The following is a 21,726-nucleotide window of genomic DNA, read 5'->3' on the forward strand; positions in this document are numbered from 1 at the left end:
CGCGGTTGTTCCGCGCTTTCTTCTCGTATAATCTCCCCTATTCTACCATAGAGAAAGGCCGTCAACCACTTACTATACTCCCGGGTTTTGTAAAGAGACGTAAAACCTCCCCCCTGCGGGCCGGTAAAGCCGCCGGCTCCCCCAGCTTCCCGTCGCGCGTCTTGTTTGCAGCGTGACAGGGTGCGCTGCAAACAAGACGCGCCGGGCGTAAAAGGCCGGGCGGACAAATTTTACTTGTCCGGTTATTTTCATCATGAGCTGACAAGCCCGTGCATATAGTGTACAAACTGGTCTGGGGGGAAAGCTCATGTTCAAATCTTTTGTGCTTAAAAAATATCACTTCGTTATGTTTCTCGGATTTCTTTGCGTAGCGTTCGCGGCGGTTCTGTTTTTCCGTAATCCGCAAATCTTGTCTACGGCGGCGCAGCCTGCCGCGACTGCGGAGCGGACAATCCAGCTCGTTACGGGGGAATTTTCCACCAAGCTCGATAACGGCAAAGAAATCGAGGCTTACCGGTGGGACCCCGGCACGATTGTCGTCCGCAAAGGCGAAAATATCCGGCTCAGCATTTACGGAGTCAACGGGGCCAGCCATCCTTTTATTATCGAAGGCTTGAATATCAAGGGTGAAGTTAAGAAAGGCAAGGAAACGGTCGTCAGCTTTAAAGCGGAAAAACCGGGAACTTACCGGCTCATCTGTACGACTCACACGGATATCGCCCACAGCGGGCCGATGATCGCTTATATTAACGTCATTGACTGACAGGGAGCCTCCGGCTTCCTTTTTTTATGGTCTGCCGGCTCGTTTACCAGCCTCGTCACTTCCGATTTCCTCTTCATCCCCCCCTTCCCTTACTCTTCGGGCCGTTCCGCCGCCTCTCTTCCCTTCTCACTTCCGGCGGGCCGGCCGCATACAATGAAACAGAGTCAGGAGGCGATCCGGTTGAAAAATAAAACCAACGAGAAGCACAAGCCGCAAATTCCGAGCGCCCGGGGAATACGCCGTTCGTGCAGCCGTGAGCTTTACCGAACCGTTAAAAAGCTGAAGATGTATGTCTCTCCGGAAAAAATCGAGGAAGCGGAGAAAATATACACCCGGAAAGTAGCCCAGCATATCGCGTTTATTGTTGAGCATTCGGATAACCGCAAAGTCCAGGCGGACTGGTGGGAAGAGCATGTCGCTCCAGAGATAGCCGTATTGTGGGACGTGCACGCCGATACGCTGTCCAAAGCGTTCCGCAGCGCTTACGGGGGTTAAGAATGCGCCGGTCCGCGTTTGCGGAGCCGGTTTTTTTATGATAGAGAGGATTCGGCAGCCGGATGAAACGGGATTGTAAGGGCAGGATAACCCTATCGGATATGCAAACGACAGGAGGATTCACTCAGCATGAGCATCAGTTCCGGGCCCGTCAAGGCCCTTCCTTTACGGCGCACGGCTGCGGCCTGCGCGATATTCGCTTTCTTCTCCCTGGCCCCCGTACCCGCGCCCGCATCCGGCAGGCTTCCTGCCCCAAACGGGTTATCGCCAGCGGCGGCCGGTCCGGAAGACGTGAACGAACAGCGGCTCCGTCCAACCGCTTCACCGGATTCGATACCTGCGGAGGAAAGTTCGCAGGCTGCCGCCTCCAAGCCCAGAGACCGGGATTATTACGAGCAGCGCGGAGAAATCGTATGGGAGGTTCCGTCCGCGGGCAAAGTGATCGCGCTGACGTTCGACGACGGGCCGGATCCGGGCCAGACGGCGCAAATTTTGGACGAGCTGAAAAAGTACGGGGCGAAAGCCACCTTTTTCGTCGTCGGCAAGAGAGCCGAGAGGTTTCCGGAACTGCTCAAACGAGAAGCGGCCGAGGGGCATGAGATCGGCAATCATACGTACAGCCATCCTTTCCTGACCAGCAGCCGGTCCACGGAAAGCATACGCAGCGAGATCGCGGCGGCGCAGAAGGTGATTAAATCCATAAGCGGAAGCGCACCCGTCTTGTTCCGCCCGCCCGGAGGCTATTACCACGAAAGGCTCGTTCATGTCTCCCTGGCGGAAGGGTGCCTGCCGATTCTATGGTCCTGGCACCAGGATACGGAAGACTGGAAAGCTCCCGGCGTGAGCCGGATCGTGAACAAGGTGCTGAACAACGCCCGTGAGGGTGACATAGTCCTGTTCCATGATCATGTCCAGGGTTCTTCGAACACGGTCGATGCGCTCCGTAAAATCCTGCCGGAGCTGTCAAAGCGCGGCTATCATTTTGTAACGGTTTCGGAACTGCTGAAACTGCGGGGTTCAACCAGCGGAGTAAGCAAGCCTTCCGATTCCAAAACGGACTAGTCGGCCGGCAATTTCATCTGTCCTCCCCTCTTCTTCCGATGTACAATGGAAAAAAAGGGATCCTGGTTGGAGGACGGTGGCTTTACATATGGACGTTTTAAGCTGGGAGATGCTGCTTTTTCTCGTCGTAACCGGGTTTCTGGCCGCTTTCGTGGATTCGGTTGTCGGCGGAGGCGGTCTGATTACGGTTCCGGCGCTGCTGTTTACGGGCCTGCCGCCCGCGCTCGTTCTCGGAACCAACAAGCTGTCGGGAACGATGTGTTCGCTGACCAGCATGACCTCGTTCCTGCTATCCGGAAAAATTCATTTCCGGCTGGCGGCGGCTCTTTTTCCCCTGGCCCTGGTCGGTTCGATGCTCGGCGCGCTGCTGGTGCACCGGATCCCGTCGGAGTTCCTTAAACCACTGGTCGTGGTACTGCTCATTGCCGTGACGGTCTATACCCTGCTCAAAAAGAACTGGGGAGCGGCTTCCACCTTCAGCGGACTTACTCCGCGCAGCAGGTTATGGCTGGCGGCCGGCGCCTTCGTAATCGGCTTTTACGACGGTTTCTTCGGACCCGGAACGGGTTCGTTCCTTATTTTTCTGTTTCTGCTGCTCGGCTTTGATTTCGTGGGAGCATCCGCCAATTCGAAGGTGCTTAATTTCGCCAGTAACATCGGCGCCCTGGTCACCTTCCTCATGCTGGACTCCGTAAACCTGACTTACGGAATCCCCATGGGAATCGCCATGATCGGAGGCGCGCTGGTCGGAACCCGTTTTGCGATCCGTAAGGGAGCCTCCTTCGTTAAGCCGCTTTTTCTGATCATGACCACGGTGCTGATCGGCAAACAGCTATGGACACTGATCATGTCCTGAACCGCGGCCTTCCGGACAGCCGCACAGCAAAAAGAGCCTTGCCGTTCAAGTGAACGGCAAGGCTCTTCCCTCTTATATCTGATGCGATTCGTAGATGCGGATACTTTCCCCTTTTTGTTTGGCGGCTTCCGCCATTCCCGCAGCGACCCGCTGAGCCGTAATCGGCCTATATTTACGAAGACCCCCCGCCATCAGGAAAGAGAAGGCTTTCGCGGCAACGGCTCCCGCTTTCTCGCCGAAACGGAATTCCTCCCTGTCTCCCAGCAGAAGGGACGGTCTGAATATTCGCAGTTTACGAAGTCCCAATCCGGATAAACCGTGCTCCAGATCTCCTTTGACCCGGCTGTAAAAAAATTTGGAATCCCGCTTCGCTCCCATGGCGGAAACGACTAGAAATTGACGGGCCCCGTACTTCTTCGCCAGCTTGCCCAGAAGCATCGGGTATTCATAATCGACTTGGCGGAACTGTTCCCGCGTCCCGGCTTTCTTAATCGTGGTGCCCAGCGCGCAAAAGACATCCGCCTGCTTCAATTCGCCGCGTAAAGCTTCCTCCAGCTCCTCCGGGTTCCAATCCGTCACGATCTGATGAAACTTGCTTTCACTGTCCCGCCCTTCGATAGGCGTACGGACTAAAACGATAATTTTCTCGTAACCGGGATCGGCGATAAGCACAGAGATCAGCTCTCTGCCTACAAGTCCCGAGGCTCCGGCTATTATGGCAGTTTTTTTCATTAAGCAGCACTCCTGGTTTAAAAACGTAAAAACGGGTTAAGTACATGAAGATTTTGCCATCCGGCGTTTTCTCATCCCGCGGGAAGTGCGGAATTCGAGCTAGACGGCTCCTCTACAAATATAAACAGCCCCGAAGCGGGGCCGTTATTCTATAAACGAATAGATGCGGGTTTAAGTTTCGGATGCTTTGCCTTAAATGAGCGTCTCGCCTTCAAAATACGAAAGACGCGCTTTCGGTTTCATCTCCTGGCCGCCGTGGCCACCGTGAGAACGTTTGAAAACCTCGCTTTGGGTGTACGCCTCGAACGCTTCTTTATTTTCCCACTTCGTGATCACTTTAATCGCCTGTTCGTCGGTCCAGACTTCCAGTCCGAGAAAGCCTTGGAGTTCTTTCATGTTGGGCGCCTGCTTGCGGAACATTTCGACCATTTGCGCAGGATTGGGAACTTCGATGGTATTTACGGCAATGTACATCTTGGACATCCTCATTTCTTAATTAGAGTACGAACCTTATGTATAGTGTAGACCATTGAGAGCGGAGAAACAAATAAACGGGGATATTAACCATTATTTACCTTGTAAAATAATTAATAAGATATATAATGAACAATATTTAATAAATAAAGTATTTATAAACAAAGGAGAGAAAATTTTGAAGCTTCCCAAGTTAATATCCCTGGTAACCGGCGCAGCCCTCTGCGTCTCTTTATGGACGGCTCCCGTCTCGGCCGAAGAAACCTTGAACTGGGTGGAAGGACCGAAAAAAGTGGAACTCGGTCAAATCGCCGAGCTGGACCTGGCCAAAGATTTTGTGTTTTTGAACGATACCGACACCAAAAAGTTTGAGCAGCAAAACGGTTCCCACGTAAACAACCGTGAAATCGGATCGATTTTTCCCAAGGACGAAAATCAGAACTGGGCGGTTATTTTCGAATACGACGACACCGGCCACGTCAAAGATGACGAGAAAGACAAAATCGATGCGGACGAGCTCCTTGAAAGCTACAAGACCGGAACGGAAGAAGCGAATAAAAGAGGCGACGTATCCAACCGCCTGTTCGTCGACGGCTGGGATGTGAAGCCTTTTTACGATAACGACATACATAGCCTTTCCTGGTCCCTGCTGGGACACGATTCCAACGACGAAAAATTCGTCAACTATAACGTTAACGTACTTACCCGGGAGGGCGTGATCTCCGTCGTTCTCGTGTCCGACCCGAAAAATCTCGCTGCGGACCGCAAGGTTCTGACCTCCTCCATCCTGCCGAAGCTGCAGGTTAAGGCCGGAGAACGGTACGAAGAATACAACTCCAAAACGGACAAGCTGGCCGAATACGGCCTGTCGGGCTTGATTCTCGGAGGCGCGGGCCTGGCGGTCGCCAAAAAGGTAGGTCTGATCGGCCTCCTGCTCGTCTTCCTGAAAAAGTTCGGCGTCATCCTTGTCGCCGGCCTCGCTGCCTTGTGGCGGTTCCTCCGCGGCAAGAAAAAGAAAGCGGCTGCCGAGCAGGCAGCCGAAGCGCGTGCCGCCGAAGCGCGAGCGGCCGAGCTGACGGCAGCCGGAAGCACCGCAGCCGCGGCCGATACGGCGCTTCCTGGGCAGAACGAGGCCCCCGCTCCCGGGCCTTCGGCGGAAACGCCGGCGCAGCAGGGCGACGGCGCAAACGGGCGCCCGGTGGTGCGGATGCTGTCCGGCGGCGAAGCTCCGGCGGACCCTGGTGCTCCCGCAGACGCCCGGGCTGACGGCGGCTCCGGGACTGACCCGGCGCCGGAACGGTCCCGCTCCGAGGCGGCTCCCGCAGACGGGGCCGGAACCGGCCGCACGTCTCTTACGGAGGAGGATTCCCTCCGTAAGCCCGACCGGCCCGAAGATCCGGACAAGAGCAAGTAGCCGGCGGCTGTAACCGCCGCACGGCGCAGAAGTATAAAAAGGCAGTTCCCGTCAACGTACGGGAACTGCCTTTTTTCAATGCGGAGATCGCCATACGCTGTCTTCGGCATGCTCTCACGCTATGCACTTCGGCACGCCTCTCACGATGCTCCCTCATCTCATTACACTCTATCGGTGCGCACTCTCGGCATACTCTTGCGGTACGCTCCCCCGGTACGCTTCTCGCGATGCTCTCTCAGTACGCTCTCGCGGATGCTCACTCGGTACGCCCACTCGATACGCTCTCTCGGAACGCTGTCCCCGGTATGCCTCCGGTTTGTCCCCGTAATGCCGGTCCGTCATCCCCGTTCTGGCTATATCCGCGATATTCCGCCTGGTATATCTTTTAGAGTGTAAAGGATTTTTCCAGCTTCAGACATCAGACTCAAACGGAGGTGACGGTACAAAACGTATAAAAGCCTGAAAGCACTTTATTTTATTCGGACGGAATTTGCCGCCATTACATCCACTTAATTTAGGAGGGAATTTATTTATGAAGCTAAAAAAAACGATCACTTCTCTGCTGTTGATTTCCGCTTTTACGACGTCTTCCGCTTTCGCCCAGACCTCCCCTTTAAACGCCAAAGACGACCTTTACCGGAAGGCCGTTCAAAAGGAAGTCGAAAATTTCGTCAAAAAAGCTTACACGCCGTATTACACGATCAATTCCATTGAATTATCCACGTCGGATTATGCGGTTAAAGATAACCGGTTGACGGCCCGTGTGAACATTTCCTTGAATAAAACGCTCAAAGCGAAATCGGTCGACGAGCTGCCTTACGTGAAAGGCTTGAAAAGCAAGCTTAATGTCATGAAATTGCGCAAAGACTCAAGCTCCGCGGATGCGGAACAGGTCGTCAACGACCGGCTGAAAGACCTTCAGGAGTATATCGGGACTTCCACGGAACAGAACGATTCGTTCCGCCTTACGGCTCCTATCGTGAACGGCAGTCCGGACCTCAATAACGCCAACCTGGAATTTTTGAACGGTCTGGTCGATTGGATTCCCGCGGATTATTTTATTCCTTCCAGTGAGTCCAGCATGATAGAAAACGGCGAAGAGTTTGTCACGGAAGCCGTTACGACCAACAAAAGCTTCCTCGTCAAGAACCCGGCCGAAGCTTCCCTGGCCCAGCCGCTTGCCGCCGTTACCTACGACCGGATTGCCGCCAGGGATTATGCGAACAAATGGACTTCGAACACTACGAACGCGTCCGGCTACGACACAAGCAAATGGAATCCGAACTATGCCAAACATACCGAAAACGGCGGGGTCGACTGCGCCAACTACGTATCTCAAGCGATTTATGCCGGCGGCATTCCGAAGGACAGCACCTGGAAACCGGAAAGCCTCGCGTGGGTGAACACCGGCCGTAATATCTCCAACGGTTTGAAGCAGTACATGGTGGATACGAAAGGCTATTTCTACAAAACTACCAAAACGACAACTCCCGCGGGCGGCTTCATCAGCGCCTTGAAATACTCGCACGTTATGTTCGTGGTTGCCAACGACACGGTCACGATGCAGTTCAGCGCTCACACCAACGACAGACTTAAAGCTTCCTTCGCCAACTTCTCCGCTTCGGACTATGAATTCTACTATATTAAATCGGCTTATTTAAAATAAAAGACGTACCCGGGGCGAATGGCCGCGGCTGACGGCTTACTCCGACCCCTATCCCGCGTCCAAGCGGGGCAGGGGTTTTATTTTAGACGCCGGGTAACGGCGTACTCCGCCGCCTCCCGCTCTTTAACATACATAAATCCGCCCAACTGCCTGGAGGAAATCAATATGCGGGCGGGCCCCAGCTTGTTCTTCATTCTGGCGATCACTTTGGAAATTCCGTCCGGCTGGATGTACCCGTCCCACAGCTTTTCCGCGATAGTATGCTTGGTCACGACAATCCCTTCGTTCTCCACAAAAAACGAAAGCAGCGCCGCTTCTTTCTCCGAAAGCTCAATCCTTGTATGGCCGTGCTTGATGCAGAACTGTTTCGGATGAAAATAGGTCCCTTCCCCAAGATAGACAAGCTCGGAGCCTGCCGCGGATTCATATATGCCGGGACAGGCCAGCACGGAGATCAGCTTATCCGGCGTTTCGGCAGCCTTGCTTTTGAGACGGGCGACGGGGTCCATCAATATTTCGTTTATGCCGATTTCTTTGGCATAGACCGCTTCCAGGGGAGTCATGGGCTCACGGATCATCAAATAAGTCGCCGTTCCCTGCTTGACGGACCGTTTAAGCCGGAACCAGTCGGACTCGTCCGGGCTGTCCACAGCCAGGATCGCCTGCCCGCTGCCCGGTTGCGGGAGGCTGCCGAGCTGGGATCTCGCGTAAACGGAACAAGCCGTTTCATTAAAAAAATAGGAAAGTACGTGGGCCATATCCGGGTCATCTGTGTAGATCGAGATTGTCATCAGCGGAGCCTCCCTTGCGTAATGTATAAAACAGCAAGCCGGTTTTTAACGGCGTTACAGATTAACGCAGTAAACCTAGCAGGATAGTCTTATCCTATAGATACCAGAATTAGGCATTGTTTTCAATTATTTTTAAAAAATAATTCCTTTTCAATGATTAAAAAAGAAAGATTATACCTGAATAAAAAAGGCAGCCCCCGCTTTAGGACGGGAACTGCCTTGTTTCATTTCCGTTGCGGAGACCGCCAAGCTTGTCTTTACTCCGCTTGGGCCGCAGCCGCTTCCGGCTCGGAGTCTACGACGATTTTCACCGCTCCGCCGATAGGAGGCAGGCTTTTCGTCATGACGCCGTTGTAGAAGCCGATGACTTTCGCGCCTTTAACGAGCGCCTTCTTGTCCGCTTTGGCGCCTTCTTTATCGATCACTTCCGTGGTATCGGAAAGACGCAGGACGATTTCGTTCTGGGACTGCTCGGTGAGCCCTTGACCTTTGATGGTCACGCTTTGGCTGCCGTCGTCGCCCGTGCGCACTTCTTCCACGGTGCCGGACGTTCCGAGCAGTTTCTCGGCATCCGCCGAATAGCCGGATACGGTAATCTTGTATGTAGGCGTTTGAGGCGGCAGACTCATTGTCATGACCATGGCGTGCTCCGCTTCGACGATTTGACCGAGCGCAAGCTGATCGAACGTAAGCTTGTCTCCCTTGTCGGTGACAAATACCGTGTCGTCGCCCACGTTGAGTACGATTCCGGCCGTGCCGAAGCCTTGGATTTGAACGGCTTTATAGCCTTCCGCATTGCGGACGGACGTTACAACGCCTTTAGTCATGACGTTCTCCTTCTTTTCGTCAAAAGAAATGGAAACGGAGTTGCCTTTTGCCGTTACCGTTCCATGAAGAATCTCGCTCGCAAACGAAGCCGGTACGTAAAGCTTGCTGTCTACAAGTTCTGGAGCTGTTCCGAGCGGCTTGTACATTTTATTCAGCACATAACGGTCTTCACCGGTTTTTACAACCGTCCAGATACGGTCCTTGGACAGTTCGACGGAGTAATCCTCCTGGTTCCATTTCAGTTCCATACCGATCGCTTCGGCCAGGGCGCGAAGCGGAATCATCGCCTCCTGGGCACCCGCTTTCACGTATCCTTTGGTTTCCAGAACCTGATTGTTAACGGTCACTTGTACGGACTCCGAGACTTCCGCGCTGATCGGGACGATGTTGTCCGCTTTCGTTACGACAGCCGGCGATGCGTATGCCGCCCCCGTTGTCATGGCCATGGATACGGCCAGAACGGCCAGTCCTTTTTTCATTCCATTGTTCATGCTGTTCTTTCCCTTCTGTATGTGATGAAAGTGACTTACTTATTTTCAGACGTAAATCATGCATAATTGTTGCATAAAGATACAAAGTTATAAGGAATGTCCTGGATATTTAAAGCCGCAAAAATAAAAAAAGTGCATATGCTCTAGGGGCATACACACTTTATAGGGCTTAATTTCCATGTGCCATGACGGTCAGATCGTCCAGTTCGATCTTGCGGATCTGGTTGCTCATAAATTCCTTCACGGGATCAAGCACCCGCATCGGATTCGGCACGTCCCTCATGTCCTCCCACTCGCATTCCACGCCTTTGCCTCCCGCAAAGCCCGCAAACATCTGACAGCCGCTGCAGAAATCGCTTTTCTGCCGGTCGTCCAGCTCCACGACTTTATTTCTCAGGCAGCAGTATACCTCATTATGTTCGTTCCGGTAATTTATATGATGAATCGGTGTCATCGTCAACACTCCTTTTGTTCGTATATGAAAACAGCGGAGCCGAAGCCACCGGGAAAATACGCAATTAGAAAAGACCCGCGCCGCAGCGGGGTCTCCTGACCCTTTCTATGAGAGCTACTGAATGGGATCGGGAATCAGTCCGGTTTGCTTCAACTCGCTGTTCGTTTTCATTTTTTTCATTTCGTTGCCCAGCCTGCGGAGATCGTAGGAATCCGTCGCCATATAACCGTTGCTGGCCGTCTCGACGGTATGAGGGCGTTTATTCGGCTGGTTCAAATAGTCGGCAAGCTCTTTCATGCGGCAGATAGCCGCTTCCACGACGCGGGAAGGCGGCTGCTCCTCCGTATCGAAACGGGTGTGGCCCAGGTATACTTCCGTATGCCCGTTCTCCAGAAGCCGGGTCGGTACGGCCAGCGTGTAGATCCGCTGCGTAATGGAATCCGCAAAGGTAGTGACATATAGTTGGTTCTCATGGGTCCGGGGACGCACGAAACCAAACTCGCTTAACGTCTTGTGAACAAATGAAAAGGGCCTCGTCATCGTTGCCAGCGTCTTACTGAACTCCTTCATTGGAAATTCCTCCTTTGAATTCGTTACAGTACGCATCTCCCGCCGTACTCCGAAATATCCGATTGGAACCATCGGTGTTCTTTGTTTAGATTCAAGGGGCCGTCGTGTCATTTGTCTGTCCGCGAAACTGCGTCCGGTACAGACGTGCGTAGAGACCGTCAACTTCCATCATTTCCTTGTGAGTGCCGGACTCCACAATTCTTCCTTTCTGCAGAACCAGAATACGGTCCGCATGAAGAATCGTAGAGAGGCGGTGCGCAATGACCAGCGTCGTCCGTTCTTTCATCAGCTGCTCCAGAGCAGCCTGAACGAAAGCTTCGGATTCCGAATCCAGGTGAGAAGTCGCTTCGTCCAGAATCAGGATGCGCGGATTTTTGAGCAGGGCTCTGGCGATTGCCAGGCGCTGCCGTTCACCGCCAGAAAGACGGTGTCCGCGTTCGCCGACCATGGTGTCGAATCCCTGCGGCAGAGACTGCACAAAGTCGTAAATATACGCTTGACGGCAGGCATCCGCAAGCTCTTCTTCCGTGGCGTCTTCTTTGGCGAAGAGTAGATTTTCCCGCACGGTGGCATGAAAGAGGAACGATTCCTGCGTAACGTAGGCAATCTGACGGCGGAGCGACGACAGACTAACCTTTTTCACATCGAATCCGTCTATCTCTATAGTGCCCTCCGTCGGATCATGGAGTCTTGCCATCAGACTGATAAGGGTCGATTTGCCCGCTCCGCTGGGACCGACCAGTGCAACAACTTCACCCGCTTCCGCTTGGAAGGAAATATCGGATAGAACCGTATTACCCGGCGAGTAGGCAAATGAAACATCGCGTACGGCTATGCTTCCGCGCACAGGAGGGAGCCCGGGCGCCCCCTCCTTCTCCTCCACTTCGGCTTTCATATCCTGATAATCGAAAATGCGCTGGAATACGCCGAGCGCGGTCGCGACTTCCACATGCAGGTTAAGCAGGGTCCCGACAGGACTGTACAGCCGTCCGAGATAGGCCGCGAAGGCCACGATCCCGCCTATACTCATACTCCCCTGAATGACGGAGTAGCCTCCGTACATATAAATGACGGCGGTGCCGAGCGGGCCCAGCACGCCGAGAAACATCATATACCAGCGGCCGATCAGGTTGAGACGGAGCTCCAGATCCATCACCTGCTGGTTCATACCGTTAAACCGCTCCTCCTGCTCTTTCTCCCGTGTGAAAATCCGGGTGAGCATAGCGCCGGAAACGCCGAAAATCTCTCCGAGCTGCGCGGACATATCGGCGCGGACTTTTTGCGTTTCTCCGCGCAGGCGCTTGCGGACGCCGGAAACTTTGCGTACGGGCAAAATGAAGGCGGGCAGGATGATCAGCGCCACGATGGCCAGACGCCAGTCGAGGGCGAAAAGGATGCCGACGGTTGTAACGACGACGACGATCTGGGTAATCGACGACACGACAAGACTGGTGACGACGGTCTGGACCGCCTGGATATCCTCCGTCAGCCTCTGGACCACTTCGCCGGCCCGGGCTGCGGTAAAGAAGGACATGGACTGCCGCTGGAGATTGCGGAAAAGGGTCATCCGCAGGTCTCTCATGACTCCTTGGGCGACTTTCGTGTTCAAGTGATTCTGCGCCACTCCGAGCATGCCGCTGAGCAGCGGCAGGGCGACAAGCAGAACGGCAAAGACGGCAAGCAGCCGGAAGCTCTGCTGCGGGATGGCGGTATCGATGATTTCTTTCATAACGAGCGGCGGAACGAGACCGAGTACGGCTCCTCCGAGAGCCAGCAGGACGATCACGGTCAGTTGTCCCCGGTATGGCCGGAACAGCCCCAATATGCGGCGCAGGGATACTTCTTTGAGGGTCGCTTTGGGCATTCTCCCCCCGTTCCGATCACCCAGCCCTCCGCCAAATCCGTTTCTCATGTGTATGGTTCATCTCCCTGTTTTATTCGTGTGTGCGGTGAAGAAAGTTTACAAAAGCATACAAGCCTGCGGCTGGTTGTCCGCGGGTTCATCGGGCGGACTCAGGGACGCAGGCTTCGCAACTTAGCGACGCAATTGTATAATGATAGCATATTGAGCGGGCCTCCACCCGCCCGAGACAAAACCGCTGCGGATTTCCACTGGGGGGTGCCGCCTGGAGGCAGCCGCTCTTGGACGCAGCAGACGCTGCAGCGTTTGGAGCTTGTACAGCCGGTGCGCGGCGGCGGGGTCTATCATCCGCCGGAAGCGCCCGGAGCGCGCCTGCGGCAGGCTTAGGCCCGGATCGGCGGCGGGAACGCCGCTTGGACGGCGCCGGCGATTTCCCGGGCCATGCCCATGACCCGGTTCAGCGAGGTCGTCTGAAGCACGGCGTACTGCCGGGGGCCGTCGGCGTTCACGATGGCGGCGACGGTGTAGTCGCCGACGAGCGGAAGGTTCTTGCCGAGCGACTTGCCCGGAAAAATCGGCCGGTTCGACACCTGGTACAGCCCGACGGAAGACGGCTGTCCCAGACACGCGTCGATGCCGATGACCGCGGCTCCCGCCGGGATCTCCGCCAGGCGCTGCACGAGATTGCTCGCATCGCAGGGATGCTCCAGGGTGCCGATGACGCTGTAGCCGGCTTCGTCCAGCATGGAACCGACGAGCGGGCCGAGGGCGTCTCCCGTCGAGCGGTCGGTGCCAATGCATACGAACACGCACGGAAGCCCCGCGCCCGCTTCTTCCCGGATTTCCGAGAAGAAGGCGGGAAGCTGTCTTCCGGATACTTTTTTCCAGTAGCCGTCTTTGGAGGCTTTGGAGGCTTTGGAGGCCGATGGTTTGGCGAGGCTTGCGGCTTCCGCGTCGTTCCGGAAATTATCCATGCGAGGGCCTCCTTTCTCAGGTTACGTTGTTTGGGCAAATTGTCAGGAACAGCTGTATGTGTCACGGTCGTGACGTATCGTCGGGAGTACTGTAAGAACACATCGGCAAGGGCACTGTAAAAGCACTCCGTTATGTGGTGCCATGGCCTGCCGTTATCATGTACTCTGCAATTACACGGTAGCGTATGCGCCGATATCTTTTGATACAGCGAACTACCTGTTACGGGTTACGACTACCTGCCAGAAAAAAACAGTCAGAAAGGCAAATTGTTTTCCTGCTGCGCTTCCTGCATGTCACGGGCTGGTTTCTGAACTTTTATTCCTCACCGCGCGAAGCTCCCGGCAAGCGCTGCGCGGCGTCTCATGACGGTGGTCAACCAAAAAAGGAAGAGCCTTTTTTATACAAGGCCGGATGTGCGGACAGCCTATCACCTGAATTTCCGCCGCAAGCTCCGGCCGCTCTTTTATCCCTAGTTCCCTATTATTGTTCCACAAGGAGGCTGCTCATGTCCATAGCCGGAATATTCGCTCTGGTTATTCTGCTCTACTGGCTGGCCATGCTGGCGGATCACCTGCGGAGCGCAAAGCTGTTCCGCGAACTGCCCCCTTCCGGTCCGCTCCCGGAACCCCCTCCTCTCGTCTCGGTTATTATCGCGGCCAAAGAGGAAGAAACGACGATCCGCGATACCGTGCGGCATCTGCTTGCGCAAACGTATCCCCGGCTGGAGCTGGTCGTCGTGAACGACCGCTCGGAGGACGGGACCGGACGCACGCTGGACGAGCTCAAACGCTGGTCCGAAGAGCGCGGGGATGTCCGCATTCCCATGCGGGTGATCCACGTGACCCGTCTGCCGGGCGGATGGCTCGGCAAAAACCACGCCCTGTACCAGGGCTACCGTCAGGCCCGCGGTCAGTGGCTGCTCTTTACGGACGCCGACATCCGCTTTCACCCGGATACGGTCCGGGAAGCGGTAGGCTTTGCGCTGAGCGAGCATGCGGACCATCTGACGCTTACGCCCCGCATGACGGCGCCCACCTTCTGGCTGCGCAGCTTCATCCGCCACTTCCTGTTCTCGCTGAGCCTGTTCATCCGCCCGTGGCGCGCGAATCTGGACGGAAATCATAGGGGCGGCATGGGCATCGGAGCGTTCAATCTCATTCACCGGCGGGCCTATGAAGCGATCGGGACACACGAAGCGATCGCCCTCCGGCCGGACGACGATCTCCAGCTCGGCGCGCGGGTGAAGCTGGCCGGCCTCCGCCAGCGGCTGGCATCGGGGCGCAGCAGGCTGCAGGTCGAATGGTATCCGAGCATGAGAGCGGCAATCCGGGGACTGGAGAAAAACTTGTTCTCCGGTTTCGGCTACAAGGTTTCTTTGGCCGCCGCCGCAGGAGCCGGCCAGCTCCTGCTGTTTACGTTTCCCTGGCTCGGCATGCTGCTCTACGGCGACTGGCGCAGTCTCGTACATCTGGCCAGCGTACTGATCATGGCGGCTCTTTACCGGAGGCAGATCCGGATGATGGCAGGTTCACCGGGCCTCGATATCCTCGCGATTCCGGCGAGTGCGACTCTGCTCGTCTACGTGCTTGTCCGGTCCGTAGGACTGGCGCTCAAGCAGGGCGGTGTCTACTGGCGCGGAACGTTTTATTCCTTGACCGACCTTAAAAAAATGAAATAAAGATCATTTGTGAAAGAAACCATTACAGAATGTTTACAACTGAAGCATTCTGTTTATTGTATAATGAAGAGGAATAAATAAGAGGAGGAGAGTCTTCCATGTCCACTGTGCCGACAAGAATGTACAAGTACGCCTTTGGCGCGCTGCTCCTTACGGTCAGTCTGCTTACGGCTTACACAAACATCCAGCCGTAATAGGAAAAGCGGGATAAAGACGACGATTCGGTCTTCCTGCAACAGCTGTCCGGCTTAACCCGAGTTCGTACCCCCATGATCGAATATGCAAAAAAGGCTGCCTCACTTAAAGTGGGACAGCCTTTTTTGCCTGCACGTATGGCGGGCGGGTTAACAGAAACCCGCCTTCTTCGCGCGGGGCTCAAAATATTTCATGTCCGGCCAGGCAAGGCCCGGTCCGGAAGCGGCATGGCACGACTGAACCTTAGGCTCAGCATGCGCAAGGCACGATAGACTGTTAAGCTTCGGAACCCCACTCGATCCCCTGAGGACCGGCAGCCGGGCCGGCAAACAGACCGGCTTCTCCCGTGAAGGAAAACCGGCCTGCCCGTAAAACCGTTTCGAAACCGCAGAAAAGCGGAGCGGCTCCGCTGCCGGGTGGCAGACGGTTATTTTAAATAATCGGTCCCCGTCTTTTCCGCATCTTTCCCGTCTAACAGAGCCTGTCTGCTAACAACGCGCCAGTATATCGCGAATCTCCCGGATTTTATCGGCGGCGATATCGTCTTCCACGCCTTTAGGTCCGCGGACGGCACCGCCGAAGTGGACTTCCGTCACGCCTGTATCTTTTACGAAAGATTCGAGGGATTCCGCATTAAGTCCGCTGCCTGCCAAGATCGTGATGTGAGAATCGCGGCTCAGCTCCACCAGTTCTTTCATCCGGTCCACGGCATCCAGCGCGCTCGGTTTACCGCCCGATGTCAGGATGCGGGTAATCTGCTTGTAACCGGAGAGCAGCCGGAAGGCCGCAATCTGATCCGGCACGGCGTCGAACGCCCGGTGGAAGACCACTTCCATCCCGCCGGCTTCCTCCAGCAGCGCTTCGAGCACCTGAACGTCGACCTCGTTCTGCGGCGTAAGCGTGCCGATCACGATACCGGCGGCCCCGGCTTCACGGATAAGACGGATATCCCTGCGCATCGCGCGCACATCGTCCTCATCGTAAACAAACGATTTGCTGTGAGGCCGCACCATGACGGCGGAAGGAATTTTGACGTTCCGCACCGTGCCCTCGATAAGGCCCGCGCTCGGGGTCAGCCCGCCCTCCTTCATGCCGGTCACCAGTTCCAGCCTGTCCGCTCCGGCTTTCTCGGCCGCAATTGCGTCGCCGACTGTCGTTGCGATCACTTCCAATAGCATACAATCTCCTCCTGATCCGTTCTTATTTTCAGGCGCAATAACGCCGGTCGACTCTTATTTTAGCACGGGAACGGGCGGGATTCTTCTTTTTATCCAAAAAATTCAATCTTCTGCCCACTCACTCCGTAGGATGGAATAAAGAGCCATATCGCGCTTCCCGCTTTCTTTTATCTCCCATTCCCTCATCACACCTTCGAGAGTAAACCCGAGCCGCTCCGGAATAGCCCGGCTTGCCGCGTTCTCGACATCCGCCATAATGACGATGCGGTTGAGGTTCATTCCGGACCACCCGTAACCGATGAACGCCCGGCACGCGCGGGTCATAATTCCCTGTCCCTGATGGGCCTGCCCGAGCCAATACCCGATTTCGGCCCTTCCGTGAGCGGGAACGATCGCATGATAATCGATCACTCCGGCCAGTTCTCCCCGGACCATGATGGCGGCGGCCAGCGTTTTGCCTTCCGCGAACGCCTGCAGCGTAGACCGGATAAAGGCGGCGGAATCTCCGGCTACTTTCGTATCGTTCGCCCAGAACAGCCACTGTCCCAGCTGCTCCCGGTTCTCGTCCGTCAGGCGGAACAAGGCTTCCGCATGTTTAAGCTCCAATAATTCCAGGCTGATTTCTTCGTCGGCCAGGCATATTCTCATCTCGGCGCCCCCTACAAATTTTTATCTACTTTAGGGGCTGACCATCTTCTTGTCAAGCAAAAAAGGAAGGATGCCCACTTGGCGCTTCCCTCCTTTATGAAAACGATGCCGCTAAAATTTGTATACGGCCGGGCAATCTTCGCTCGTCGGCGAGAAAAAACAGTGATTCTTAAAACGGCCCGAATTCTGCTGGTCATACCAGGTTGCCGGGCAGCCGCCCTGGGGACGGAAAAACCACAAGGAATTGCTCGCTGGATGAGTGCGTTCCCCGTTGACGGCCCGCTGTGCCAGCCGGATATCCCTGTCCCTGGCCCTTTGGTAAAAATAGCTTTTGACGGTGGCTTCAAACCCTCCGGGTTTTTGATAGACCATCTGCTGCAGATTGCGGATGTTTTTGAAGTCCAGGCAGTTGGCGAGAACGCGGTTAACCCCCACATTGCCGACCATAAGCATGCCCAGTTCACCCTCTCCTTCGGCTTCCGCGCGCATTAAACGGGCGAGCAGTCTGGTCTGTTCGGAAGTGGTCTTAATAACTGCCATAAGCCGCTCTTCACCCTCTCCTTAGCTTTCCTGCTCTATTGTATGGGAAAAGTGCTTTCCGGATCCTTTCCGCTCCCGGGAGAGGCAGTGCCCAAAAACAGCCGGATGCCCACGCCCGGAAGGGCGTCCGCACATATGCTGGAGGGAAGAGTACGGAAAACGGAGGGATGCTCGCTATGTATAAAGAGGATTTTTATTGTTTGTGCAAATCGTATATGAACCGCCACGTCCGGGTGCAGACCAAATCGGGCCGCACTTATGACGGAGTGATCATCGGAGTGGACCCGAACTATGTCCGGCTTAAAGTGTCCGGCGTCCAAGGCCAAGGCCAAAGCCCTGGGCAAGGTTACGCGCCTTACCCGGAATACGGGCAGGGGTATATCTCCGGCCATGTCAACGGATACGGAAAGACCCGGCCGAGCGGCCAGACGCCGGAGCAAACCGAAGAAAGAAGCTACTTCTACCCCCCGAGGCCTCCTTTTCCTGGATACCCGGGATTACCCGGGCACCCTCCGGGGTATCCCGGCTCCGGAGCCAACGACGCGATCCTGACGCTGGCTCTGTTCGATCTGCTGACCCTTGTTCTTCTGATGTAGAACAAGCGGGACGGCCGCGGCTGCGGAGAGAGGAGTCCACTCCGCGGCCTGCCGCGCGCGGGAAGCCGCGCGCGGGAAGCCGCCTGCAGAAAAGCACCGCCTCCGGAAACGGTCCGCTTATGCGGCCGCTCCCGTGGCGGTGCTTTGTTATCTCCGGCGACTTTCCGCGGGGATTCGAGGCCGTAAGGACGAACTCCCCTTACGGCCTCAAGCTTTAAGCGGGCTTCGGGGCCCCCGCTCCGTGCGCGATTCACAAGCCCGCTTCTCTCAGCTTTCCGCGCGGCTCGCGCCGAAAGCGGCCTCGAACCAGGCCCAGTCCGCGCCCACGTGCTCCGGCTTATGCGTGTCGGAGCCGTAAACGAGCGGAATGCCCCGGCTTGCGCAGGCGGCAAGGAACCACTGCGGCACATAGGTCTGCCCGCAGGTCGGCACCCGCAGACCGGCGACGTTCACGTCGATGCCGACGCCGGCCTCCTGGAGCTTAGGCAGCAGCGCGTTCAGCCTGCGCTCGATCAGTTCCGGGCTGATCGGCGGGAGCGCCTGGCGGAACTTCTCGATAAGCTGCACATGGCCGAGACGCTTGCGCATGGGCAGCTTGGCCGCCCACTCGATCGCCTTCTCGACGTGGTTGTAATACTCCTCCGCTGCGGCGTCCATACTCCCGTAGTGCGCGAGCAAGCCTTCGCGGAAATCGTCCGCGGAATAGTCGATGCAGCGCATGCCGCCCAAGCCGGGAAGGAAATGGACGGATACGACAACGTCTTCAAGCCGGCTTCCGTACTGCTCCAGCAGCGCGTCGGAGAAGTCTTCCCTGCCGTACAGGTAATCCATTTCGAGGCCCACGGTTACTTCGATTCTGCCGGCATATCTCGCCTTCATCTCTTCGGCGTATGCCAAATAGTCCGGCAGTTCTTCCATCGGCATAGCCATCTCCGCCATAAGCTTCGGGTCGTCCAACCATTTGTCCGGCAGCGGCGGGTGCTCGCTGATCGTATAACGTTCAAAGCCGAGCTCCACCGCCCGGTCCAAATACGCCGGTTCCTCGGCGGAATTTCCGTGATAGCAAAACTTCGTATGCGTATGACCGTCCCATTTGAATGTCATGACGTGCTCATCCTCCTCAGCCTGTACGGTTTGTCTGACTTGAGTATAGCGCGGCCCGCCAAACACGGCAACGCCGCCTTTTCTTCCCGCCTGCAAAAAAAAACCCGGATGATCTCCATCCGGACCTGCCCGCCCATGCTGTCCGCACCGTGCGAAGTTCCGGCACGCGGCGCCCGGCGTCACACCGGGTTGATAAAGACACCCGGCTTCGGCCTATTCCACCTGAAGCTTCACCTGCGGCATCGTGTGCATCGTTCTTGCCGTGACGTGGGAAATAATCAAATATGTTCCCGGCTCGTCAAATTTCTTTTTTAGCGTATACAAGCCGTCTTTGCCGTGAATTCCTTTGATTTTCTCATGCTTGTCGTCCGCGGCTCCTTCTTTCCATACTTCGAAAAGAACCTCGTCCGCATCGTCCACGGGTTTGCCATCCTGTGTGACGGTCACTTCAACCGACGCTTCCGTCCCCTTTTTGACCGGTTCAGCCGGCAGTTTTACTTTAGCCTCGATCGGATTCAGCGTGTCGATTGTCCCTTGGCCCACGCCTTGACCGCCGTGCCCTTCATGTCCGCCGCCTCCCGAACCGCAGCCGGCAAGCGCCGCCGTCAGCGCCAGCAGAACAATGGCCGTGCCGATCCCTCTGCGCCCCATGAATTTAAAGCCGGAAGAACCGGCGGTATACTCCCGTTTATGCATCTTCATATATGTTCAATCCCCCTAAATCACATAGCCTTATGCCTTGCGGCTGCTTTCATCTTTTCCCGCTAACCCAACCTATTATACCGGGAAGCCCGCAAAAGAGGGATAGCTCACTTGGGCCCTATTTGTAACGATTCCGTGAACAATCCTCTGCGGCCGTTTTCATCCGCACGGCAAAAAGACTTACAGCCCGGGGCTGCAAGTCTTTTTATATGTCGAGATCCTATTCATCGTCTTAACTGCGGCCGCCTTTTCTTCCCGCTTCCTCGCGGCTCATCTTGCCGTCATTACTGCCGCTGTCGTTTCCGCGGGATTCGCCGCCTTTACGGCCGATTTCCTGGTAGAAATCTTTGTCGTGCGTGCGTGCGGTTTCTTCTCCGCCTTTGCGTCCTGCTTCTTCTCGAGACATTTTGTCAGCCATGATGATCCACTCCTCAAACGGTAAATTTGCAGGCTTTCTGGAAAGTCTTGTTTAACCGTCGCCTACGCCTATTACTTACCCGGTTGAGAGATTCCTAAACGGAAACCTGGTAATTTACTGGTTAAATTCATTGAACCGATGCGGTGATAAGAGAGACGGGTCCACGTCCACCCCTTTTGAGAAGGTGTCAAAACCCGCCCGGTTGCGGAGCATATTTGCCAAGCCGTGCCACATATGTCTAACCGTAACGTTACCTACATCACGCGGTTTGGAGGAAACTGTCTTGATTAAACGCTTTAACCGTCTGGCCATCGAACTGCCGAAGCCGGATAAGCCCGATGCCAATGCCGCTGCCGCCGTCCAGGAACTTCTCGGGGGACGTTTCGGCGAAATGTCCACGCTGAACAATTATATGTACCAGTCTTTTAATTTCCGCAACAAAAAGAAACTGAAGCCCTTTTACGATCTTGTGGCGAGCATTACCGCGGAAGAATTCGGCCATGTCGAGCTTGTCGCCAATACGATCAATCTGATGCTGACGGGATCGACCTTTCCGGGCGACCCCGATATTACCCCCATGCGGGACGCCGTCGACAAACGGAATACCCAGCATTTTATTTTCGCCGCCCAGAATTCCATGCCCGTCGATTCCATGGGCAAGCCCTGGAACGGGGATTATGTGTTTACCAGCGGCAATCTTATTCTCGACCTGCTGCATAATTTCTTCCTGGAGTGCGGAGCACGGACGCACAAAATGCGCGTGTACGAAATGACGAGCCATCCCGTCGCCCGGGAAATGATCGGCTATCTGCTCGTCCGGGGAGGCGTGCACATTGTCGCTTATGCCAAGGCTCTCGAGGTGGCCACGGGCGTGGACGTCACCAAAATGCTCCCTGTGCCCAATCTCAGCAACAGCGCTTTTGAAACGACACGCAAGTTCGAAGCGCAGGGCATTCACCGGAAGCTGTACACTTTCAGCGATACGGACTACCAGGACATCCGCTACATATGGAAAGGCGAGCATCCCGAAGACGGGCAGCCTCTTGAAGTCATCGAGGGGATACCCGAGCATACGGGGCCCGTTCCCGATTTCGAGGAAGTTCCCGAAGAATTTGCGCCCGGCATCTCCATGGAAGATTTCATGAAAATCGCCCAGCGCCTTCAGCGCTCCGCAGGATTATAACGACAGCCCGAAGACCCTTCCGGAGGCTGCACCGGGAGGGTCTTCGGGGTCT

At 55.6% G+C, this 21,726-nt stretch carries 23 protein-coding genes; 9 read left to right on the forward strand and 14 right to left on the reverse strand.

The genetic code is table 11. The annotated features are described in order from the left end of the window. Positions 1-307 precede the first annotated feature (307 nt). From C4S74_RS25290 to C4S74_RS25305, 4 genes are all read left to right on the forward strand, one after another. Positions 308-763, forward strand: a complete 456-nt coding sequence (locus C4S74_RS25290; RefSeq protein ID WP_103998052.1) for a cupredoxin domain-containing protein — start codon at positions 308-310, stop codon at positions 761-763. 180 nt (positions 764-943) lie between these two features. After that, positions 944-1,258: a dehydrogenase gene (locus C4S74_RS25295; RefSeq protein ID WP_103998053.1), complete on the forward strand. Its 315-nt coding sequence runs from the start codon at positions 944-946 to the stop codon at positions 1,256-1,258. 129 nt (positions 1,259-1,387) lie between these two features. Further along, positions 1,388-2,320, forward strand: a complete 933-nt coding sequence (locus C4S74_RS25300; RefSeq protein ID WP_103998054.1) for a polysaccharide deacetylase family protein — start codon at positions 1,388-1,390, stop codon at positions 2,318-2,320. A gap of 88 nt (positions 2,321-2,408) precedes the next feature. Beyond that, positions 2,409-3,176, forward strand: a complete 768-nt coding sequence (locus tag C4S74_RS25305) for a TSUP family transporter (protein WP_103998055.1) — start codon at positions 2,409-2,411, stop codon at positions 3,174-3,176. 72 nt (positions 3,177-3,248) lie between these two features. Here the strand turns inward: C4S74_RS25305 and C4S74_RS25310 are convergent, their stop codons facing one another. Beyond that, entirely contained in the window at positions 3,249-3,908 is a 660-nt protein-coding gene (locus C4S74_RS25310; RefSeq protein WP_103998056.1) for an NAD(P)H-binding protein, read from the reverse strand. A 192-nt stretch (positions 3,909-4,100) separates the two neighbouring features. Then, positions 4,101-4,382 carry an antibiotic biosynthesis monooxygenase gene (locus tag C4S74_RS25315; RefSeq protein WP_103998057.1) on the reverse strand — a complete coding sequence of 94 codons (282 nt, stop codon included), beginning with the start codon at positions 4,380-4,382 and terminating at the stop codon, positions 4,101-4,103. Positions 4,383-4,560: 178 nt separating this feature from the next. Between C4S74_RS25315 and C4S74_RS25320 the strand changes: the two genes are divergently transcribed. Continuing rightward, a complete protein-coding gene (locus tag C4S74_RS25320) occupies positions 4,561-5,796 on the forward strand; it encodes a DUF2167 domain-containing protein (RefSeq protein ID WP_181024540.1) in 1,236 nt (411 codons plus the stop codon). A gap of 532 nt (positions 5,797-6,328) precedes the next feature. Further along, entirely contained in the window at positions 6,329-7,462 is a 1,134-nt protein-coding gene (locus tag C4S74_RS25325; RefSeq protein ID WP_103998059.1) for an amidase domain-containing protein, read from the forward strand. Positions 7,463-7,539: 77 nt separating this feature from the next. Here the strand turns inward: C4S74_RS25325 and C4S74_RS25330 are convergent, their stop codons facing one another. The 6 genes from C4S74_RS25330 to yyaC form a co-directional block, all read right to left on the reverse strand. Continuing rightward, entirely contained in the window at positions 7,540-8,253 is a 714-nt protein-coding gene (locus C4S74_RS25330; RefSeq protein ID WP_103998060.1) for a winged helix-turn-helix domain-containing protein, read from the reverse strand. A gap of 257 nt (positions 8,254-8,510) precedes the next feature. Continuing rightward, entirely contained in the window at positions 8,511-9,572 is a 1,062-nt protein-coding gene (locus C4S74_RS25335; protein WP_103998061.1) for a copper amine oxidase N-terminal domain-containing protein, read from the reverse strand. 169 nt (positions 9,573-9,741) lie between these two features. Then, a complete protein-coding gene (locus C4S74_RS25340; RefSeq protein WP_103998062.1) occupies positions 9,742-10,026 on the reverse strand; it encodes a hypothetical protein in 285 nt (94 codons plus the stop codon). 114 nt (positions 10,027-10,140) lie between these two features. Further along, positions 10,141-10,596 carry a hypothetical protein gene (locus C4S74_RS25345; protein WP_103998063.1) on the reverse strand — a complete coding sequence of 152 codons (456 nt, stop codon included), beginning with the start codon at positions 10,594-10,596 and terminating at the stop codon, positions 10,141-10,143. A gap of 91 nt (positions 10,597-10,687) precedes the next feature. After that, entirely contained in the window at positions 10,688-12,508 is a 1,821-nt protein-coding gene (locus C4S74_RS25350) for an ABC transporter ATP-binding protein (protein WP_103998064.1), read from the reverse strand. Positions 12,509-12,840: 332 nt separating this feature from the next. Then, positions 12,841-13,431, reverse strand: coding sequence for a spore protease YyaC (gene yyaC, locus C4S74_RS25355; protein ID WP_103998065.1), 591 nt, complete (start codon positions 13,429-13,431; stop codon positions 12,841-12,843). A gap of 506 nt (positions 13,432-13,937) precedes the next feature. Here yyaC and C4S74_RS25360 point away from each other — a divergent pair. Then, positions 13,938-15,110 (forward strand): glycosyltransferase family 2 protein, encoded by a 1,173-nt coding sequence (locus C4S74_RS25360; protein ID WP_103998066.1) that lies wholly within the window; start codon positions 13,938-13,940, stop codon positions 15,108-15,110. 683 nt (positions 15,111-15,793) lie between these two features. On the opposite strand, the gene C4S74_RS25365 is transcribed toward C4S74_RS25360, so the two are convergent. The 3 genes from C4S74_RS25365 to C4S74_RS25375 all read right to left on the reverse strand — a co-directional run bounded on the left by C4S74_RS25365 (position 15,794) and on the right by C4S74_RS25375 (position 17,671). After that, positions 15,794-16,483: a copper homeostasis protein CutC gene (locus tag C4S74_RS25365; RefSeq protein ID WP_103998067.1), complete on the reverse strand. Its 690-nt coding sequence runs from the start codon at positions 16,481-16,483 to the stop codon at positions 15,794-15,796. A gap of 102 nt (positions 16,484-16,585) precedes the next feature. Beyond that, the gene (locus tag C4S74_RS25370) at positions 16,586-17,131 is read right to left on the reverse strand and encodes a GNAT family N-acetyltransferase (RefSeq protein ID WP_103998068.1); all 546 of its coding nucleotides are present in this window, start codon (positions 17,129-17,131) and stop codon (positions 16,586-16,588) included. A gap of 111 nt (positions 17,132-17,242) precedes the next feature. Continuing rightward, the gene (locus C4S74_RS25375; RefSeq protein WP_103998069.1) at positions 17,243-17,671 is read right to left on the reverse strand and encodes a cell wall hydrolase; all 429 of its coding nucleotides are present in this window, start codon (positions 17,669-17,671) and stop codon (positions 17,243-17,245) included. 176 nt (positions 17,672-17,847) lie between these two features. On the opposite strand from C4S74_RS25375, the gene C4S74_RS25380 reads away from it, so the two are divergent. Further along, positions 17,848-18,267 carry a hypothetical protein gene (locus tag C4S74_RS25380; RefSeq protein WP_103998070.1) on the forward strand — a complete coding sequence of 140 codons (420 nt, stop codon included), beginning with the start codon at positions 17,848-17,850 and terminating at the stop codon, positions 18,265-18,267. A 267-nt stretch (positions 18,268-18,534) separates the two neighbouring features. Here C4S74_RS25380 and hisJ read toward each other — a convergent pair whose 3' ends face one another. The 3 genes from hisJ to C4S74_RS25395 form a co-directional block, all read right to left on the reverse strand. Next, complete coding sequence (gene hisJ / locus C4S74_RS25385) at positions 18,535-19,371, reverse strand: histidinol-phosphatase HisJ (RefSeq protein ID WP_103998071.1); 837 nt, start codon at positions 19,369-19,371, stop codon at positions 18,535-18,537. A 213-nt stretch (positions 19,372-19,584) separates the two neighbouring features. Beyond that, positions 19,585-20,073, reverse strand: coding sequence for a FixH family protein (locus tag C4S74_RS25390; protein WP_103998072.1), 489 nt, complete (start codon positions 20,071-20,073; stop codon positions 19,585-19,587). A gap of 232 nt (positions 20,074-20,305) precedes the next feature. Then, positions 20,306-20,491, reverse strand: coding sequence for a KGG domain-containing protein (locus C4S74_RS25395; protein WP_103998073.1), 186 nt, complete (start codon positions 20,489-20,491; stop codon positions 20,306-20,308). Positions 20,492-20,774: 283 nt separating this feature from the next. On the opposite strand from C4S74_RS25395, the gene C4S74_RS25400 reads away from it, so the two are divergent. Further along, positions 20,775-21,674, forward strand: coding sequence for a manganese catalase family protein (locus C4S74_RS25400; RefSeq protein ID WP_103998074.1), 900 nt, complete (start codon positions 20,775-20,777; stop codon positions 21,672-21,674). The last annotated feature ends 52 nt before the right edge of the window (positions 21,675-21,726 follow it).

The organism is Paenibacillus sp. UNC499MF (genome assembly GCF_900107975.1).
Classification (GTDB): domain Bacteria; phylum Bacillota; class Bacilli; order Paenibacillales; family NBRC-103111; genus Paenibacillus_F.

What these genes read in the sequence shown, in the direction of transcription:
- C4S74_RS25290 (WP_103998052.1), top strand. Translation starts at nt 308, where the DNA reads ATGTTCAAATCTTTTGTGCTTAAAAAATATCACTTCGTTATGTTTCTC.
- C4S74_RS25300 (WP_103998054.1), top strand. Translation starts at nt 1,388, where the DNA reads ATGAGCATCAGTTCCGGGCCCGTCAAGGCCCTTCCTTTACGGCGCACG.
- C4S74_RS25305 (WP_103998055.1), top strand. Translation starts at nt 2,409, where the DNA reads ATGGACGTTTTAAGCTGGGAGATGCTGCTTTTTCTCGTCGTAACCGGG.
- C4S74_RS25310 (WP_103998056.1), bottom strand. Translation starts at nt 3,908, where the DNA reads ATGAAAAAAACTGCCATAATAGCCGGAGCCTCGGGACTTGTAGGCAGA.
- C4S74_RS25315 (WP_103998057.1), bottom strand. Translation starts at nt 4,382, where the DNA reads ATGTACATTGCCGTAAATACCATCGAAGTTCCCAATCCTGCGCAAATG.
- C4S74_RS25325 (WP_103998059.1), top strand. Translation starts at nt 6,329, where the DNA reads ATGAAGCTAAAAAAAACGATCACTTCTCTGCTGTTGATTTCCGCTTTT.
- C4S74_RS25330 (WP_103998060.1), bottom strand. Translation starts at nt 8,253, where the DNA reads ATGACAATCTCGATCTACACAGATGACCCGGATATGGCCCACGTACTT.
- C4S74_RS25335 (WP_103998061.1), bottom strand. Translation starts at nt 9,572, where the DNA reads ATGAACAATGGAATGAAAAAAGGACTGGCCGTTCTGGCCGTATCCATG.
- C4S74_RS25340 (WP_103998062.1), bottom strand. Translation starts at nt 10,026, where the DNA reads ATGACACCGATTCATCATATAAATTACCGGAACGAACATAATGAGGTA.
- C4S74_RS25345 (WP_103998063.1), bottom strand. Translation starts at nt 10,596, where the DNA reads ATGAAGGAGTTCAGTAAGACGCTGGCAACGATGACGAGGCCCTTTTCA.
- C4S74_RS25350 (WP_103998064.1), bottom strand. Translation starts at nt 12,508, where the DNA reads ATGAGAAACGGATTTGGCGGAGGGCTGGGTGATCGGAACGGGGGGAGA.
- yyaC (WP_103998065.1), bottom strand. Translation starts at nt 13,431, where the DNA reads ATGGATAATTTCCGGAACGACGCGGAAGCCGCAAGCCTCGCCAAACCA.
- C4S74_RS25360 (WP_103998066.1), top strand. Translation starts at nt 13,938, where the DNA reads ATGTCCATAGCCGGAATATTCGCTCTGGTTATTCTGCTCTACTGGCTG.
- C4S74_RS25365 (WP_103998067.1), bottom strand. Translation starts at nt 16,483, where the DNA reads ATGCTATTGGAAGTGATCGCAACGACAGTCGGCGACGCAATTGCGGCC.
- C4S74_RS25370 (WP_103998068.1), bottom strand. Translation starts at nt 17,131, where the DNA reads ATGAGAATATGCCTGGCCGACGAAGAAATCAGCCTGGAATTATTGGAG.
- C4S74_RS25375 (WP_103998069.1), bottom strand. Translation starts at nt 17,671, where the DNA reads ATGGCAGTTATTAAGACCACTTCCGAACAGACCAGACTGCTCGCCCGT.
- C4S74_RS25380 (WP_103998070.1), top strand. Translation starts at nt 17,848, where the DNA reads ATGTATAAAGAGGATTTTTATTGTTTGTGCAAATCGTATATGAACCGC.
- hisJ (WP_103998071.1), bottom strand. Translation starts at nt 19,371, where the DNA reads ATGACATTCAAATGGGACGGTCATACGCATACGAAGTTTTGCTATCAC.
- C4S74_RS25390 (WP_103998072.1), bottom strand. Translation starts at nt 20,073, where the DNA reads ATGAAGATGCATAAACGGGAGTATACCGCCGGTTCTTCCGGCTTTAAA.
- C4S74_RS25395 (WP_103998073.1), bottom strand. Translation starts at nt 20,491, where the DNA reads ATGGCTGACAAAATGTCTCGAGAAGAAGCAGGACGCAAAGGCGGAGAA.